This window comes from Streptomyces canarius, assembly GCF_014650735.1.
GTDB classification, from domain to species: Bacteria; Actinomycetota; Actinomycetes; order Streptomycetales; family Streptomycetaceae; genus Streptomyces; species Streptomyces olivaceoviridis.
Map to the genome: position 1 here is coordinate 204,091 of NZ_BMVN01000012.1, position 16,914 is coordinate 221,004.

Consider the following 16,914-nt stretch of genomic DNA (forward strand, 5'->3'; position numbering starts at 1 on the left):
AGCCACCACCCGCACCCACCCTCGCCCGGCGCACGGCACCCTCAACCGCCGCCCGGTACGGGGCCCAGGCCACCACCCGCACCCGCCCCCATCCGGCACCCCACCCCCGTCCGGCGCGCGGCACCCTCACCCCCGTCCGGCACCCACCCCCGGCCGGCGCACGGCACCCTCAGCCACCGCCCGGCCCGGAGCCCGGCCACCACCCGCACCGGCCCCCCATCCGGCACCCCACCCCCGCCCGGCGCGCGGCGTGCCTCGGACTCCGGCCCACGCCCCGGCACCCGGTGCCCTCCTCGCCCGGTCCAGCCCCGGCCGACAGCCGCTCACCCGCCGAACGCGCCGCCTTCCCCGCCGCCCGGCCCCCGGTGCACCGGCTGTTGGGGCGTGGGGCGTCGCGGTGCCGGTGGTACCGCGCGGACGGCCGGGTCGTCGGTGCCGACCGTGAGCGGCTCGCCGTGGTGGCGGAGCGTCAGCGGTGGGCCGTCCAGGAGCGCGTACGTCACCTTGTCCGCGCCGATGTCCACCCGCAGCCGGCGTCCGCGGAACTGGATGGTGAAGGCGAGGCGGCGCAGCCGCTCGGGCAGGCGGGGTGCGAACCGCAGCCGGTCGCCGTCGTGCCGCATGCCGCCGAAGCCCGCGACCAGGGCCATCCAGGTGCCGGCGAGGGAGGCGATGTGCAGCCCGTCCCGCGTGTTGTGCTCCAGGTCCTGGAGGTCCATCAGCGCGGCCTCGGCGGTGTAGGCGTAGGCGAGGTCCAGGTGGCCGGTCTGGGCGGCGATGACGGCCTGGCAGCAGGCGGACAGGGAGGAGTCGCGGACGGTCAGCGGCTCGTAGTAGGCGAAGTTCCGGGCGATCTGCTCCTCGTCGTGCTCCTGCTCGAAGTAGTCGCCGCAGGTGTACATGGCAAGCACCAGGTCGGCCTGTTTGACGACCTGCTTGCGGTAGAGGTCGAAGTAGGGGAAGTGGAGGAGCAGCGGGTACTGGTCGGGGCGGGTGCCCTCGAAGTCCCAGCGCTGGTAGCGGGTGAAGCCGGCGTGCTGTTCGTGGACGCGGAGTTCGGCGTTGTAGGGAATGTGCATGGAATCGGCGGCGTCCCGCCAGGCGGCGCTCTCCTCCTCGTCCACGCCGAGCCGCCGCGCCTGGTCCGGGTGGCGCTCGACGGCGTCGGCGGCGGCGCGCAGGTTCTGGCGGGCCATCAGGTTGGTGTAGGTGTTGTCGTCGGCGACCGCGCTGTACTCGTCGGGGCCGGTGACGCCGTCGAGGTGGAAGACGCCGTGGGTGTCGTGGTGGCCGAGCGAGCGCCACAACCGGGCGGTCTCCACCAGCAGTTCGACGCCGGTCTCGCGCTCGAAGGCGGTGTCGCCGGTGGCCTGAACGTACCGGATGACGGCGTCGGCTATGCCGGCGTTGACGTGGAAGGCGGCGGTGCCGGCCGGCCAGTACGCGGAGCCCTCCGGGCCGGCGATGGTCCGCCAGGGGAACGCGGCGCCGGCGAGCCCGAGTTGGGCCGCGCGTTCGCGGGCCTCGTCCAGGGTGTTGTACCGCCAGCGCAGGGCCTCGGCGACGGCGGCGGGCGCGGTGTGGGTGAGCACGGGCAGCACGAACATCTCGGTGTCCCAGAAGGCGTGCCCGTCGTAGCCGGAGCCGGTGAGTCCCTTGGCGGGGATGGCGCGCTGCTCGGCGCGGGCGCCGGCCTGGAGGACGTGGAACAGCGCGAACCGGACGGCCTGCTGGATCTCCTCGTCGCCCTCCACCTCGACGTCGGCGCGGACCCAGAAGTCGTCCAGACAGGTCCGCTGGTCGTCGAGCAGGCCCTGCCAGCCGTCGTGTCCGGCGGCGGCGAGCGCGGCGTCGACCTGGTCGGCCATCGCGGGCAGCGACCGGGTGCCGGACCAGCCGTGGGCGACCAGCTTCTCCATCCGCAGCGTCTGTCCGGGTTCCAGTACGGAGGTGACGGTCAGCCGGGCCACGTCGATGCCGCTCTCGCTGCGGCTGGTGGTGCGTTCGGGTCCGGTGACGACGTGGTCGGCGGCCACGGCCACCCTGAGACCGCTGCGCCGGGTGCGGTGCACCAGCCGCAGCCGGTTGCCGGAGGCGAAGCCGTCCTCCTGTTCCAGCGGGGACTTCAGCGCCTTCGCCGCGCGCGGGTCGCCGTCGGGGTCGGGCAGGCTCTCGTTGGCGACCAGCTCGGACTGGATCACCACCCGGCTGCGGCTGCCGACGGCCTCCACCTCGTACGCCACGGCGGCCACCGCCCGCTGGGTCAGCGAGACCAGCCGGGTGGAGCGCACCCGGACCGTGGAGCCGGCCGGGGAGGTCCACTCGCAGGTCCGCTCCAGCACCCCGCGGCGCAGGTCCAGGACGCGTTCGTGGGCGACGAGCCGGCCGTAGCGCAGGTCGAACGGCTCGTCGTCCACCAGCAGCCGGATGACCTTGCCGTTGGTGACGTTGATGACGGTCTGTCCGGACTCCGGGTAGCCGTAGCCGGCCTCCGCGTACGGCAGCGGGTGCACCTCGTGCACGCCGTTGAGGTAGCTGCCGGGCAGGCCGTGCGGTTCGCCCTCGTCCAGGTTGCCGCGCCAGCCGACGTGGCCGTTGGACAGGGCGAACACCGACTCGCTCTGGGCGAGGACGTCGAGGTCGAGGGCGGTCTCCCGGACGGTCCACGGTTCGACGCCGTAGGAGCGGTCGGTGATCACTGCTTGCCTCCCAGTTCGGCCAGGTCCTTGACGACGATGTCGGCGCCGTGCGCGTACAGCGCGTCGCTCTGGCCCACCCGGTCCACGCCGACGACATGGCCGAAGCCGCCCGCGCGGCCTGCGTCCATGCCGGCCAGCGCGTCCTCGAAGACGGCCGCGCGGGACGCCTCGACGCCGAGGTCCCGGGCGGCGGCGAGGAAGGTGTCGGGGTGCGGCTTGCCCGGCAGGTTCCGCTCGGCCGCGACCACGCCGTCGATGCGTACGTCGAAGAAGTGCTCGGCGCCGACCGCGCGCAGCACGTCCCGGCAGTTGGCGCTGGAGGAGACGATCGCGGTGCGCAACCCCGCGGCGCGGACCGCCTCCAGGTACCGCAGGGTGCCCTCGTAGGCCTCGACCCCGCCGGTGCGGATCTTCTCCAGCAGCAGGTCGTTCTTGCGATTGCCGAGGCCGTGCACGGTGCGGGCGTCCGGCGGATCGTCCGGGCCGCCTTCGGGGAGGTGGATGCCGCGTGAGGCGAGGAAGGCGCGGACGCCGTCGGCGCGGGGGCGGCCGTCGACGTACTCGTCGTAGTCGGTGACGGCGTCGAACGGCCGCCCCTGTTCCCCCTCGTAGTCACGCAGGAAGGCGTCGAACGTCTCCTTCCAGGCCGCCGCGTGCACGACGGCGGTCTTGGTGACGACCCCGTCGAGGTCGAAGAGACAGGCCTGGATGGTGTCGGGCAGACCGAGCTGAGTCATATCCGGACTGTTCCCCGCGAAGCGGCCCTCCAGTGGGTGGCGCACGCCACACTCCTGGCGGACGGGGGATGCCACACTCTCTGTGTGCCGCTGACCTTCGACGACCTCCTCGGCCGTGCCCGCGCCCTGCCCCGGGACGGCCGGCGTGCCCTGCTCGGCATCGCGGGCAGCCCCGGTTCGGGCAAGACGACGCTGGCCGAGCGGCTGGTGGACGCGTTGAACGGCGACGGCCCGCCGTGGGCGGCGCACGTGCCGATGGACGGTTTCCACCTGGCGGACGCCGAGCTGGACCGGCTGGGCCGCCGGGACCGCAAGGGCGCGCCGGACACCTTCGACGCGGCCGGGTACGCGGCGCTGCTGCGGCGGCTGCGCGAGGAGACCGACGAGGTGGTGTACGCGCCGGGGTTCGAACGGGTGCTGGAGCAGCCGCTCGCGGGCGCGATCCCGGTGCCGCCGCGGGCCCGGCTGGTGGTGACCGAGGGGAACTACCTGCTGCTGCGGGAGGGTTCGTGGGCGCGGGTGCGGAAGTGCCTGGACGAGGTGTGGTTCTGCGAGATCGCCGAGGACGAGCGGATCCGCCGGCTGGTCGCCCGGCACGAGGAGTTCGGCAAGGAGCACGAGGCGGCCGTGGCCTGGGTGCTGGGCTCGGACCAGCGCAACGCCGACCTGGTCGCGACCACACGGCAGTGGGCGGACCTGGTGGTGCCGGCCGGTGTGCTGCGCCCCGTGAGCTGACGCGCCGCCGGCCGACGTACCCCTCCCCGCGAACCGACGGTCCCCCGACGGCCGGCGGGGCCGTGACCCGGTCGCGTGCGTCAGGTCGGCCCGGCCCGCGCATCCACCCTCGGCACACACGCCCGGCGCCTTGAGCCTCCCCGCCGGTCCTCGCCGCGCCCCGGCCGGGCGGTTCGAGCGGATCGAGGTGAACTGCGGCGGGCCGCGGGCCGTACCCGTGTACACGGCAGAAGGTCTGCCGGTGCGACTCGTGCGGCGGTGACGGCCGCGGGGGCGGCGGCGGTGCGACGGTAGGGCCGTGATCAGGCCCCCGAGCCCGCCCGCTCCCGCACGGCCCCTTCCGCCGCGGGACGGATGATGGCGCGCGAACAGCACCCGGTCCTCACCCCCGCCGCTCCCGCCGCGGTCCCGGTACGACAGGGCCCGTCGGGGCGGTGGGCCCGGCTGCGCCGGCACCCGCGGTGGCTGCCGCCGGTCCTGGTCGTCCTGCTCCTCGGGCAGATGGCCGCGGCGATGGTCACCACGGCGGTGCGGCAGACCCCCACCATCGACGAGCCGGTGTACGTCGCCACGGCCACCGACTACGTACGCGAGCACCGACTGCGGTACAACCCCGAGCATCCGCCGCTCGGGAAGCTGCTGATCGCGGCCGGGGTGGTGGTGGCGGACCCGCACTACGACCCGTCGTACACCGGCGACCAGGGGCAGGTGGGCCGGCACCTGCTGTACGGGTCGGGCAACGATCCCTGGCGGCTGATGCTGTGGGCGCGGCTGCCGGTGATCGCGCTGACGCTGCTGTGCGGGCTGGTGGTGTTCGCCTTCGCCCGGGACCTGACGGGTACGGCGGGCGGCCTGGTCGCGCTCGCCCTGTACGCGTTCTCGCCCGACGTGATCGCGCACGGTTCCCTGGCCACGCTGGACCTGCCGGCGGCCGGATGCGTCCTGACCGCGGCCTGGCTGGCGTGGCGGGCCCGGCACCGCCCCGTCCCGTACCTGCCGCTCGCGGGGGCGGCGCTGGGCGCGGCCACGGCGACCAGGATGAGCACCCTGCCCGCGGTACCGGTGCTGATGGCGCTGGCGGCGGTGTCCGCCCTCACCGCCCACCGTTCCGCCCCGGTCTCGCGGCGCGGTCGGTGGCCCCTGCCCTGGCTCGGGGCACGGCGCCCGGCGGTGTCGGCGCTGGTGGCCGCCGCCGTCGTCGCGGTCGTGGCCCTCGCCGTGGTGTGGGCCGCGTACCTGGTCGTCGACCCTCGGTTGCGGTTCGAACCCGCCGGGCCGGTGCCGGCTGCGCACGGGCCGCGGGCGCGGCTGGTGGAGCTGCTGCCGGTGCCGCCGGCGTACCGGGCGGGGATGCGGGTGCAGTTCGCGCTGGAGGAACGGCCCTGGCAGGGGTATCTGTTCGGGCACCTGTACACCGGCTCGCTCTGGTACTACCTGCCGGCCGCCCTGCTGGTGAAGACCCCGCTCGGGCTGCTGGCGCTGGGCGCGGCCGGTGCCGTCGCGGTGGTGGCGGTGCGGCGGCTGCGCCCGGCGGCTCCGTATGTGCTGGTGCCGCCCCTGGTGCTGCTCGCGGCGGCGATGACGGGGGCGCGGGACTTCGGCACCCGGTACGCGCTGTGCGTCCCGGTGTTCCTCGCGGTGGCGGCGGCCTGCGTACCGGCCCTCCGGTGGCGGTGGCGCGGGCTCCTGGCCGGGGCCCTGGTGCTGTGGGTGGCGGTGAGTTCGCTGCGGACGTTCCCGTACTACCTGCCGTACGCCAACGAGGCGTTCGGCGGTCCGGCGCACACCCACCGGCTGCTGCACGACTCGAACGTGGACTGGGGCCAGGACCTGGGCCGGCTCGCCGACCGGCTCCGGGAGCGGTACCCGGGCGAGCGGGTGTGGCTGGTGTACAAGGGCAGTGGCGTCCCGGCGTCGTACGGCATCCGCGCGGCGGATCCGCGCACGGTGCCGCCGGAGCGGGTGCACGGGCTGCTGGCGGTGTCGGACTCCGCCGCCGCCAAGGCGCGCGGCCGGCTCGCGGAGCTGCTGGCGAGCAGTCGGCCGGTCGGCGAAGTGGGCCATTCCATCGGCCTGTACCGGCGGTGAGCGCGGCCTCTCAACCCCCTGGTCACGACGGTCGGTGAGCTATGTTGAGTCCTCGTGGCAGACAAAGGAGGCCGACCGGTGCCCTCGCCGCAGCAGGCACGCGCACAGGCATCAGCGATCACGTCGGGCAGGACGGTGCCCGCGGCCGAGGCCGCCCCGACCTCCCGGCTCAGGGAACTCTTCGACGGCCCGCGTCTGTCGCCGGGGCAGCGGCGCATCGCCCAGTACCTGATCGAGCACATCACCGAGGCCGCGTTCCTGTCGATCACCGAGCTCGCCGACCGGGTCGGGGTCAGCCAGCCCTCCGTCACCCGCTTCGCCGCCGCCGTCGGCTTCAGCGGCTACCCGGCGCTGCGCGAGAAGCTCCAGTCGATCGCGCTGAGCAGCCTCGCGGGCGGGCCCGGCGAGGAGAACCGGGCCAACGAGTTGCAGGCGGCCGTGGACGCCGAGATCGAGAACCTGGAGAACCTGCGGCGGGACTTCGCCGACCCCGACCGGGTGATCCACGTCGGCCGCGAGTTGTCCCGCTCCACCCCGCTGACCGTGCTGGGCCTGCGGATCTCGGTGTCGCTCGCCGAGTACTTCGGCTACGCGGCCCGCCGTATCCACCCGGACGTGCGGCTGGTGACCCGCGGCGGCAGCGTGGCCTACGACGCGTTGTTGCAGTCCCGCGAGGCCGGCGGCAGCTGGGTGCTGGCCTTCGCCATGCCCCGGCACTCCCAGGAGACGCTGCACGCCGTCCGGGTGGCGCGCGGCGCGGGTCTGAAGGTCGCCCTGGTGACGGACCTGGCGCTCGGGCCGCTGGCCGACGAGGCCGACGTCACCTTCGCCACCGGCACCGGTTCCCGGCTGGTGTTCGACTCCTACGCCGCGCCCGGGGTGCTGGCCGCGGCGCTGTTGCAGGCCATGACCGACGCCGATCCGGAGCGCACCCAGGCCCGGCTGGAGAAGTACGAGCAGCTCTCCGAGCAGCACCAGTTCTTTCTCAAGGACTGAACCGGGGCCGGTACGGCCGTTCCTCCCGCCCGCTTTCGGGCATCCGTGAAGATCTTGCGGTCATCCGTGCCGTGGACGGGGACGATTCACCTCATAACGCGCATGAATGTTTTCATACGTCTTGCAAAGCGATCGGCATATATAAATACTGCTCGGGCGGGCTCCCTCGCCCACCGCCCCGAGAAAGCCGACGGACCGCCCATGCGCACGCCCCACCGCACGCAGCGCCGGTTCCCCGCGCCCGGGGCCCGTGCACGGACACCCCCTGCCGCCGTCCCCTACCCACGTCGGCGCCCGGGGTGTACCGGGGCGCGTCGTCTGCGCGACGCGCCCGTGGCGGCCCCGGTCATCCCCTAGACCGGGGCCGCCCCGAACCCGTCGACCACCCTCCGACGCCGCACACCGGAAGCGATGAACATGCCCCTGACCAGCACGCGCATCAGCCCAGACTGGCCCTGTCAGGTCAAGACGCCGGGTTCGTACGACTGGGAGCGCTCGGCCGCCAAGTGGCTGCGCGAGCTGATCCCCGCGCGCTACGCCAGCTACCCGGCGCTCATCCGGCACCCGGTCCTGCTGGCCCGGCACGCGCAGATCCAGGTGCAGCAGGAGATCCGGGTCGCCCGGACCGCCCTCCAGACCGCGCGGGCCGAACTGCCCGTGCTCGGACTGCCCGAATCGGTGATCGAGCACACGATCAAGCTGTACGCGGCGGAGGTGTTGCAGTTGCAGCACATCGCGCGCAGCGTCCGCGCGGTCAGCGAGGCGCTGGCCGCCCGCGTCACGGTCCGCTGACCTGGCCAGGCCGATCCCGCACCATTCCCTCGCCGCTTCCTCGCCCTGCCCTGCCCGGGCGCCTCTCCGACCGCTTCCGGAGCCGTCGATCATGTCCACCGGTCGGGTGAATCCCGACCCGGCAGACGAGTGATCGAACGGGCCCGGATGTGCCATGCTCATCGCGTGACGAGCGAGCCCCTGCCCCCGGTCGACGGCGGAACCGGCGCCGATCTCGCGGCGCTGGCCAAGGTCGTGGCCCGGCAGCGCGCCGAACTGGAACGGCTACGGGACGTGGCCGCCACCTCCGCGGTCCTGGAGCGGGCCAAGGGCGTGCTGATGGCCGTCACATCCTGTACCCCGGACGCCGCCCACCAGGAGCTGGTCCAGCGCGCCAAGGACGGCAACCGCACCCTCCTCGAACAGTGCTGGCTCACCCTGGGCGCCCTGCCGCCCCGGCAGCAGCCCGCGACGCCTCCCGCCCCGGCCGCCGCCGTCCGCTCCTGGGAGAGCGTGCCCGCCGGTTCCACGGACCTGACGGGCGCCCTGGGCCACATCGGCCGCGACCTGCTCCGGGTCGGCTCGCCGCACGAACTGGCCGGATGCCTGCTGGACCACCTCGCGTCCGAGGCGGGCGCCGACGCGGTGATGCTGTACGAACGGCCGCCCGAGGGCGGGCTCGCACTGATCGGCTACGCCGGCCTCGACCCCACCCTCGCCGCCCAGTGGCGCCGGCTCCCCCCGGTGACCAGCGTCGCCGCGCTGGACGCCCTGGAGTCCGGGGAGCCGCGCTGGCTGGAGGACATCGCCCTGGACCGCACCCGGTACCTGCTCATCGGCGATCCGCCGGAGCGGTGGCCCACCCGGGCCTGGCTGCCCGTGCCGGCCGGGGACACCGCGTGCGTCGCCCTCGGGGTGCTCCGCCGGCGCGGCGAGCCGTTCACACGGCGCGAGCGGGAGCTGCTGCGGGCCGTGGCCCGGCTGTGCGCGGGCCGGCTGCGGGCCTTCGACAACCCGCGCGGCGGCGCGCCCGGGGACACCTCGCAGACCGTGCAGGCGGTGTTCGACGCGCTGCCGGGCGCGACGATCCTGCTGACCCCGCTGCGCGCCCCCTCCGGCGAGGTGGAGGACTACCTCATCGACGCCGCCACCCCGGAGGCGGTCGACGTGTTCGGCCGCACCGGCCGCGACATGGTCGGCAGGCGTGTCCTGGAGAGCTATCCGTCGGTCGCGGGCGAACCGCTGTGGCGGGGCTACCTCCAGGCCCTGGAGACCGGGGTCCCCTTCGAGGGCGAGCCGTTCGCCTACCAGGACGTGGTCGGCGAGGTGCCCGTGACCGCCACCTACACCGTGCGGGCCGCTCCGCTGGGCGAGCGCCTGGTGGTGACCTGGCTGCGGCACGACCCGGTGGAGCGCCAGGAGCAGCGCCTGGCCGACGTGCAGCGGCTCGGCAACCTCGGCTGGGCGAACTGGAACCTGGTCACCCAGGAGATCTCCTGGGCCACGCAGACGTACGCCGTGCTCGGTCTGCGCCCCGGGCAACGGCCGGTCCGCCTGGAGGAGCTGCCCGACCTGGTACTGCCCGACGACACCGGGCCGCTGGCCCACGCGATCGCCGAACTCGTCTCCCACGGCCACCCGTTCGACGTGCCGTTCCGCATCGAGACGCCCGAGGGGATCCGGCATCTGCGGATGGTCGCCGAGGCCGCCACCACGCCCGAGGGCACCCCGGTCGAGGTGCACGGCTTCGTCCAGGACCTCACCGCGCAGCGCAGCGCGGAACTCGCGCTGGTGGAGAGCGAGCGCGCGATGCTGCTCCAGCGCGGCATCCTCCAGGCCGAACGGGCCCTGGCGGCCCGGCTCCAGCACGCCCTGCTGCCGCTGCCCAGCAAGCCGGTGCGGCTGGCCGGGCTGCGCGTCGAGGTGGCCTACCTGCCCGCGCAGGCCGGCATCCACGTCGGCGGGGACTGGTTCAGCGCCATCGAACTGCCCGACTACGACGCGCTGTTCGTGGTCGGCGACGTGGCGGGCCACGGCATCGACGCGGTGGCCACCATGGCCCAGCTCAGGTTCACCGCGAAGGGCATGGTCAGCACCGGCTCCTCGCTCACCGGGGCGCTGGCGCGGCTCAACCAGCTCCTGCTGCACTCCCGCGACAGCCAGATCAGCGCCACCATGGTCCTCGCCCGCTACGACCCCGACCAGCACGTCCTCGCCTGGGCGCAGGCGGGGCACCCGCCGCCGTTGCTGGTACGCCGGGGCGAGGTCCGCTTCCTCGACCGGCCCGGCGGCATGCTGCTCGGCGCGACGGCCGCCCCCGCGTACGAGTCGCGGGAGCTGCGTCTGGAACCCGGCGACCGGCTGCTGCTCTACACCGACGGCCTGGTCGAACGCCCCGGCGAGGGCCTGGACGCGGGCTTCGCCCGGCTGGCCGAGGTGGTGCGCGCCCACGGCCGCGGCGAGTCCGGGTCCCTGGACGCGCTGCTCGCGGCGATGCTGGCGGACGAGCGGCGCGACGACGTGTGCGTGCTCGACATCCGGATGCCCCTGGAGGACGCGCAGGACGCCACGGAGGCCGCGGAGGGCTGACGGCGGCGTCCGGATCGGTCCGGGCCCGCCGGGCTCAGTCCACGGGATGGCCGGCGTCGATGGTGACGGCGTCGGACAGGCGCAACAGGGGGCCGCTGCGGCCCTCGCCCCACTCGACGGGGTCGAGCACGAAGCCGACGTGGTCGCCGCCGTCGGTGCGCTGGAGGATGGCACCGACGAACCAGGCCGCCGTGTCCTCCAGGACGGCGGTGCCGCCCCGCCCCTCCCGCCAGGCGAGCCGCGCGAACTTGTCGACCTCGTCGCCCGTCTCGCCACCGAGGAGTTCCGCCAGGTCCCGCTGGTCGCGGGTGAGCAGATGGACGGCGAGGAACTGCGCGGCCCGGGCGACCCGGTAGGTCTGGTTGACCTTGGACAGCCAGACGGCGAACCGGGGCGGCTGGATGGAGCACTGCGAGGCGAAGCCGACCAGGCAACCGGCGCGCCTGCCGCTCGCCGCGGCGGTCACCACGCACATGTCCGGGTCCAGCCGGTCGAAGAAGCCGTCCAGGTCCGGTCGCCCCTGTCGGCCCCGCGTGCCGCTCTCGTCCGCCATGCCGCTCCGCTCCCGTCCGCCGCCGCCCGGTGGTCCTCGTGTGCCCGGTGTGCCGCTCATGAATCGTCGCCGACGCCGGTGCGGGACTCCAGCGCGCGGCGCGTGTCGTTCCCGTACACACCCCTCTCGTCGCCGCTGACGCCGTACCAGAGCTGGAAGCGGGCCACGGCCTCGGTGAGCGTGGTGTCGTAGGTGCCGCTGGTGGAGCCGTCGCGGTAGACGTCCGGGACGCGCAGCAGGCGTTGTTGCAGGTCGGCGACGTCGGGCCCGGTGTCGCCCCGGCGGAGGGTGCCGGGGCCGTCGGGGTCGGGCGCGGTGGCGGGGGCCGTGGGTCCGGCCGACGGGGTGGGAGCCGGCGGGCCGCCTGGTGCGGTGGCCGGCGGTGCGGTCGTGACCGGCGGGGCCGGGCGGGCGGTCGCGGCGGCCTGCTGACGGCCGGGGAGGAGCAGGGCGCAGCCGAAGCCGACGAGGGCCGCCGCCACGACGGCCGCGGCCACAGTGGCCCGGCGCGGGCCCGCGCTCGGGCCGGGGGTACCCGAGGGGGGAGGGGCCGAGGCGGGTACGGGCGGGAGTTCCCGGGTGTCGTCCTCGTGGGTCACCGGATCGGGCCGGATCTCCCGCATGAGTTCCGCGAGGGCGTCGAAGCGGCGTAGGCGTACGACCCGGACGGGCTCCAGGACCGGTCCGGGCGGCGGCTGTTCGGGGTCGGGCGGTGTCGGCACCTGGTTCTCCTTCCGTCCCGCGGGCGAGGGCGGGGTCCGCGCGGCCCGCGTCCTCGGATACGGCGCCCGCCGCGGCCTCGTTCAGGCGGCCCCGCTCCCCCTTGATGAGGCGGGGGGGTTCACGTGTGGAGGTGCCGTTGCATCCAGTCGGCCGCGGCGCGGCGGAACAGGCGCCGGTTGTCCGCGCGCAGGAAGTCGTGCCCCTCGTCGCGCAGGGTCAGCAGTTCCGCGTGGATTCCCCGCTCCCGCGCGGCCCGTACGAACTGCTGGGACTCCCCCGGTGGCACGTTGGTGTCGTGTTCGCCGTGGACGGCCAGCAGCGGGACGCGCAGCGCGTCGATGCGGCTCATCGGCGACAGGGCGTGCAGCAGCTCACGGTCGCGTTCGGGGTGGCCGTACTTGTGCGCCGCCGATTCTGCGATCCACGGCTCCGTACCGGCGAAGAAGGTGAGGAAGTCGGACATGCCGCAGACGGCGACTCCGGTGCGGAACAGGTCCGGGTGCCACACGAGGGAGGCGAACGTCAGATAGCCGCCGTACGAGCGGCCCATGACCGCGAGCCGCGTGGGATCGGCGGGGCCCGCGGTGACCGCGTGGACCGCGCAGTCCGCGACGTCGTCGAGGGCCGCGAAGCGGCCCGCGCCCAGGTCGGCGTCGACGAACGAGCGGCCATGCCCCAGGGAGCCCCGGACGTCGGGTGCGAAGACGTCCAGGCCGCGCCCGACCAGCTCGTGGTAGAGCGGGTGGAACACCGGGCGTTCCTGTTCCTCCGGGCCACCGTGCAGGTGGATCACACAGGGTGCCGGTTCGTCGGGGGCGCGCCCCGGCGCCCGGTAGTACCAGCCGCTCAGGGGCAGCCCGTCCCGCGCGGTCAGGCGCACGGGGACGGGGCGCACCGGTGGGCGGCCCGGCGGGACGGCGTCCTCGTCCCGGGAGGACCACGGGGTGCGCAGCAGCGACACGCCCTCGTGGGCCCACCACAGGCCCGGGCGGCGCTGCGACCCCGACAGCGCGAGCAGCAGGCGCCCGGCACCGGCGGCGGTCACGCGGGTGACGACCTCGTGGGGCAGGGGCAACGGCCGTGCCGGGCCCGTGTCGTCCGGGGTCCGCCCCGTCGGGAAGGTCTCGACGAGTTCCAGTTCGCTCGCGCCGCGCACGTTCCAGGCGAGCGCGGCGGTGCGGCCGTCGTGGGCCAGCGCGAGGAGTTCCAGGTCGCTTCCGGCACGCTCCGCCGCGACCGACACCGTGTGCGGCCCGCCGTCGGCGTCGAGGGCGATCGCGACGAGTGCGGCGTACTCGCGGTCGTCGTTGCTGCGCAGCCACAGTGTCCGCGCGTCCGGGGAGAACCGGCCGATCCACGGGTCGCCGTCGGCGACCGGCACGACGAGGGTGGTCACCGAGTCGGCGGTGCGCAGGACGACCGCCTCGCGCCGTCCGCGCGGTCCCCGGCGCAGCAGCGCGAGGCCGCCGTCAAGGCTGAGGTCGCACGCGCGCAGCGAGGCGGCGTGGGTCTCGGTGGTGAGCAGGACGGGCGAGGCCAGGCCGTCGGGGTCGATCAGGTAGACCGACAGGCCGCCGTCGGGCCGGGCCGCCGGTGCCGTGGTGCCGGCCGGGGCTCCGTCCGGCACCACCCCCGAGGCGGCGTCGTGCGCGGCCGGGCCGAGGAGCGTGGCGTGGCCGTCCCGGTCCGCCCAGTCGGCCGCCGGGCGCATCCCGGCGAGCCGGTCGTCCGCGGGGCCGGAGTCCGTCAGGGCCTGCCTCGCGAGGACGCCGTACGCGGCGGCGGCCGGAGCCGCGACGGTGACGGCGACGGCCGAGCCGTCGTGGGCCCAGCAGCCCAGATAGGCGGAACTCGCCGGGTCGGCTCCCGCCAGGATGCGGCGGCCGGTGCCGTCGGGCCGTACGCAGAGCACCCGTGAGTGCTCACCGCCGCCCGGCGCCGTGGTGTACGCGATCCAGCGCCCGTCCGGTGACCAGGACACCTCCTTGACCGGGTCCGGTGAGGTGTCGAGCAGCCGTACCTCGTCACCGTCGACGGGCCCGGCCCACAGCTGGGGGACGCCTCCCCGGTCGCAGATGAAGGCGGTCTCGCTGCCGTCGGCGTTCGCGGAGGGGTACCAGCAGCCGTGCGCGCGCAGCCGTGTCACCGCGTCTCGCGGGCCGCCCGCCTCGGGCAGCGGCACCGGTGCGGGGGCGGCGGCACGGGCGGCGTCGAGGAGGTCCCCGGTACGGCGGTCCGGGGACCGGTCGGGGCCCGGACCTGTCGGACCTGGTGGTCCGGAGCGGATGACGGCGGGTGCCGGGCCGTGCGCCGCCCGCGCGCCCCGGTCGTCGGTCACTTGATTCCGTGGGTCTGAAGCCATATCTCCAGCACAGCGATCTGCCAGAGCGCGTTCGCGCCCCGCCTGGTCCGGTGCTCGTCGGGCGCCCTGAGGAGTTCCGCCACGTACGCCTCCTGGTACACACCGCGTTGCCTTGCCTCCGGTGCCTGAAGTGCCTCCCGCACGCGCCGGAGGACGGGACCCGCCATGTGCCGGATCGCCGGCACGGGGAAGTACCCCTTGGGGCGGTCGACGACCTCGTGGGGCAGCAGCTTGCGGCCCGCCTCCTTCAGCACCCCCTTGCCGCCGTCGGCCAGTTTGAGTTCCGGCGGGCAGGCCGCCGCCAGCTCGACCAGTTCGTGGTCCAGGAACGGCACCCGGGCCTCCAGGCCCCAGGCCATGGTCATGTTGTCGACCCGCTTGACGGGGTCGTCGACGAGCATGACGTGCGTGTCCAGCCGGAGGGCGGCGTCCAGCGCCGTCTCCGCCCCCGGCCGCGCCATGTGCTCCCGGACGAAGCGTCCCGAGACGTCGTCGTGGGGCAGCGTCCCGGGCCGCAGGACCCGGGCGAGGTCGGCGTGCGACCGGTCGAAGTAGGTCGCGGCGTACCGCTCCGGCTCGTCCTCGCGGGGGACCGACGCCAGCTCCGGGTACCAGTGGTAACCGGCGAAGACCTCGTCGGCGCCCTGCCCGCTCTGCACGACCTTCACCTCCTGGGACACCTGCTCGGACAGCAGGTGGAAGGCGACCACGTCGTGGCTGGTCATCGGCTCGCTCATCGCCGCGAACGCCCCGTCCAGAGCCGTCGAGACCCGCTCGGAGGGAACCATCAGCCGGCGGTGGTCGGTGCCGAACTCCCGGGCCACCAGATCGGAGTAGCGGAACTCGTCGCCCTCCTCGCCGCCCTCCGTCTCGAACCCGACGCTGAACGTCAGCAGGTCGCGCTGCCCCTCGTCGGCCAGCAGCGCGACGATGAGGCTGGAGTCGAGGCCGCCGGAGAGCAGGACACCGACCGGCACGTCCGCCACCGTCCGCCGGCGCACGGCCACGCGCAGCGCGTCCAGCACCGCGTCCCGCCATTCGGCCGCTGTCATGCCGGCGTACTCGGGCCGGCGCGTGTACGACGGCTGCCAGTAGCAATGGTCCCGGTAGGTGCCGTCCGGTTCGACGACCCGCACGGTGGCCGGGGGCAGCTTGCGCACCCCGTTGAGGACGGTGCGCGGGGCCGCGACCGTGGCGTGCCAGCTCAGGTACTGGTGCAGGGCCACCGGATCGAGTGAGGTGTCCACGTCTCCGGCGGCCAGCAGGGCGGGCAGCGTGGAGGCGAACCGGAGCCTGCCCGGCGTCCGCGCCAGGTACAGGGGCTTGATCCCGAGCCGGTCCCGGGCGAGGACGACGCGGCCGGTGCGGTGCTCGACGATCGCGAAGGCGAACATGCCCCGGAAACGCTCCACGCACGCGGTCCCCCACTGCCGGTAGGCGTTCAGCACCACCTCCGTGTCCGACGTCGACGCGAAGCGGTGGCCGAGACGGCGCAGTTCCTCCCGCAGCTCCGGATAGTTGTACACACAGCCGTTGAAGACGCCGGTGACCTCGCCCCGGGCGTCCGTCATGGGCTGGGACCCGCTGTCCGACAGGTCGATGATCTTCAGGCGGCGGTGTCCCAACGCCACCGCGCCCCGTCTCCAGGTGCCCTGCCCGTCGGGTCCGCGGTCGGCGAGCCGCTCCGTCATGCGTCCGACGGCCGCGAGGTCGGGCGACCGCCCGTCGAAGCGGACCTCCCCGCTCAGACCGCACATGACGCCCCGCCTCCATCCGGCGCGCCGGCGCGCCCTCCGGTGCCGGGCTGGACGGTGCTGCGATACATGACGTCCCCTTCTGTAGACGACAGAACGTGTCGCGCGGCTCGCGGAAGCGGCGACTGCCACCGCCGGCGTGCCGCGGCGAACGCGGGCCGGGCCGGCGCCCCGATGACTTCGGGGAACAGAGGCCGGCGGCTGCGGCGGCTTGTGTCGTTCTCGAGTGCCCAGGCCCTGAGCAGGTAAGCCCCGCGCCGCGCACCGGCGCGCCCGCACGTGGTGCACTCGGTGTATGAGCCATGTCCGCACCGATCCCGCAGGCGGGGCTGCCCGCTCGGGCCTGGAGCTGATCACCTTCGGCCACGGCACGGCCGGACGGACGACGCTGGCGGACCTCCTGCGGGAAGCCGGCGTCGCCGCCGTCGTGGACGTCAGGACCGCGCCGGGCAGTCGCCGCGATCCGGACCTGTCACGGCAGCGGCTGGCCGAGTGGATGCCCGAGGAGCAGATCGCCTACCGGTGGGAGCGGCGGCTGGGCGGATGGCGCAAGCCGTCGCCGGACTCACCCGACACCGTCTGGCGCAACGATTCCTTCCGGGGCTACGCCGCTCACACGCGCAGCGCGGAGTTCGTGACCGCGATGGACGGCGTGCTGCGGCAGGCGGGCGAGGAGCGTACCGCGGTGATGTGCAGCGAGGCGGTGTGGTGGAGGTGCCACCGGCGCCTGATCGCCGACTTCGCCGTCCTGGCCCGTGGCGCGCTCGCCCTGCACCTGATGCACGACGGGCGCCTCATGGCGCACAGCCCGACGCCCGGTGTACGCCTTCGCGATGACGGGCTCCTGGTCTACGACGACGGTCCGCGAGCAGCAGGGTGAGGTCCCCCGCGCGTAAGGCACGGCGTT

The 16,914-nt window shown here is 74.6% G+C and carries 12 protein-coding genes; 6 read left to right on the forward strand and 6 right to left on the reverse strand.

Annotation, left to right across the window (positions count from 1 at the left end; all coding sequences use genetic code 11):
- Window positions 1-323 precede the first annotated feature (323 nt).
- Window positions 324-2,699: a glycoside hydrolase family 65 protein gene (locus tag IE294_RS19510; RefSeq protein ID WP_189887766.1), complete on the reverse strand. Its 2,376-nt coding sequence runs from the start codon at window positions 2,697-2,699 to the stop codon at window positions 324-326.
- Window positions 2,696-3,436: an HAD family hydrolase gene (locus IE294_RS19515; RefSeq protein WP_189887768.1), complete on the reverse strand. Its 741-nt coding sequence runs from the start codon at window positions 3,434-3,436 to the stop codon at window positions 2,696-2,698. The genes IE294_RS19510 and IE294_RS19515 overlap by 4 nt, the downstream gene beginning before the upstream one ends.
- A gap of 84 nt (window positions 3,437-3,520) precedes the next feature.
- Here IE294_RS19515 and IE294_RS19520 point away from each other — a divergent pair, with 84 nt between their 5' ends.
- The 5 genes from IE294_RS19520 to IE294_RS19540 all read left to right on the forward strand — a co-directional run bounded on the left by IE294_RS19520 (window position 3,521) and on the right by IE294_RS19540 (window position 10,615).
- Window positions 3,521-4,171, forward strand: coding sequence for a nucleoside/nucleotide kinase family protein (locus tag IE294_RS19520; protein WP_189887770.1), 651 nt, complete (start codon window positions 3,521-3,523; stop codon window positions 4,169-4,171).
- A 354-nt stretch (window positions 4,172-4,525) separates the two neighbouring features.
- Window positions 4,526-6,259 carry a glycosyltransferase family 39 protein gene (locus IE294_RS19525; protein ID WP_189887772.1) on the forward strand — a complete coding sequence of 578 codons (1,734 nt, stop codon included), beginning with the start codon at window positions 4,526-4,528 and terminating at the stop codon, window positions 6,257-6,259.
- 78 nt (window positions 6,260-6,337) lie between these two features.
- Complete coding sequence (locus IE294_RS19530) at window positions 6,338-7,255, forward strand: MurR/RpiR family transcriptional regulator (protein WP_189887774.1); 918 nt, start codon at window positions 6,338-6,340, stop codon at window positions 7,253-7,255.
- Between the two features lie 411 nt (window positions 7,256-7,666).
- Complete coding sequence (locus IE294_RS19535) at window positions 7,667-8,047, forward strand: hypothetical protein (protein WP_189887776.1); 381 nt, start codon at window positions 7,667-7,669, stop codon at window positions 8,045-8,047.
- Between the two features lie 147 nt (window positions 8,048-8,194).
- Window positions 8,195-10,615: a SpoIIE family protein phosphatase gene (locus IE294_RS19540; RefSeq protein WP_189887778.1), complete on the forward strand. Its 2,421-nt coding sequence runs from the start codon at window positions 8,195-8,197 to the stop codon at window positions 10,613-10,615.
- A 34-nt stretch (window positions 10,616-10,649) separates the two neighbouring features.
- Here the strand turns inward: IE294_RS19540 and IE294_RS19545 are convergent, their stop codons facing one another.
- The 4 genes from IE294_RS19545 to IE294_RS19560 form a co-directional block, all read right to left on the reverse strand.
- Window positions 10,650-11,168, reverse strand: coding sequence for a flavin reductase family protein (locus tag IE294_RS19545; RefSeq protein WP_189887780.1), 519 nt, complete (start codon window positions 11,166-11,168; stop codon window positions 10,650-10,652).
- A gap of 56 nt (window positions 11,169-11,224) precedes the next feature.
- On the reverse strand, window positions 11,225-11,890 hold the full coding sequence (locus IE294_RS19550; RefSeq protein WP_189887782.1) for a peptidoglycan-binding protein: 666 nt from the start codon (window positions 11,888-11,890) through the stop codon (window positions 11,225-11,227).
- A 119-nt stretch (window positions 11,891-12,009) separates the two neighbouring features.
- The gene (locus IE294_RS19555; RefSeq protein WP_189887784.1) at window positions 12,010-14,229 is read right to left on the reverse strand and encodes a S9 family peptidase; all 2,220 of its coding nucleotides are present in this window, start codon (window positions 14,227-14,229) and stop codon (window positions 12,010-12,012) included.
- Window positions 14,226-16,010: an N-acetylglutaminylglutamine amidotransferase gene (locus IE294_RS19560; protein WP_189887786.1), complete on the reverse strand. Its 1,785-nt coding sequence runs from the start codon at window positions 16,008-16,010 to the stop codon at window positions 14,226-14,228. Before IE294_RS19560 ends, IE294_RS19555 begins: the two co-directional genes overlap by 4 nt.
- Window positions 16,011-16,302: 292 nt before the next feature.
- On the opposite strand from IE294_RS19560, the gene IE294_RS19565 reads away from it, so the two are divergent.
- The gene (locus tag IE294_RS19565; protein ID WP_189887788.1) at window positions 16,303-16,887 is read left to right on the forward strand and encodes a DUF488 domain-containing protein; all 585 of its coding nucleotides are present in this window, start codon (window positions 16,303-16,305) and stop codon (window positions 16,885-16,887) included.
- Window positions 16,888-16,914: the final 27 nt, after the last annotated feature.

Coding starts and splice junctions, on each gene's coding strand:
- IE294_RS19565 (WP_189887788.1), top strand. CDS start 16,303: ATGAGCCATGTCCGCACCGATCCCGCAGGCGGGGCTGCCCGCTCGGGC.
- IE294_RS19525 (WP_189887772.1), top strand. CDS start 4,526: ATGATGGCGCGCGAACAGCACCCGGTCCTCACCCCCGCCGCTCCCGCC.
- IE294_RS19560 (WP_189887786.1), bottom strand. CDS start 16,010: ATGTGCGGTCTGAGCGGGGAGGTCCGCTTCGACGGGCGGTCGCCCGAC.
- IE294_RS19540 (WP_189887778.1), top strand. CDS start 8,195: ATGTGCCATGCTCATCGCGTGACGAGCGAGCCCCTGCCCCCGGTCGAC.
- IE294_RS19545 (WP_189887780.1), bottom strand. CDS start 11,168: ATGGCGGACGAGAGCGGCACGCGGGGCCGACAGGGGCGACCGGACCTG.
- IE294_RS19535 (WP_189887776.1), top strand. CDS start 7,667: ATGAACATGCCCCTGACCAGCACGCGCATCAGCCCAGACTGGCCCTGT.
- IE294_RS19515 (WP_189887768.1), bottom strand. CDS start 3,436: ATGACTCAGCTCGGTCTGCCCGACACCATCCAGGCCTGTCTCTTCGAC.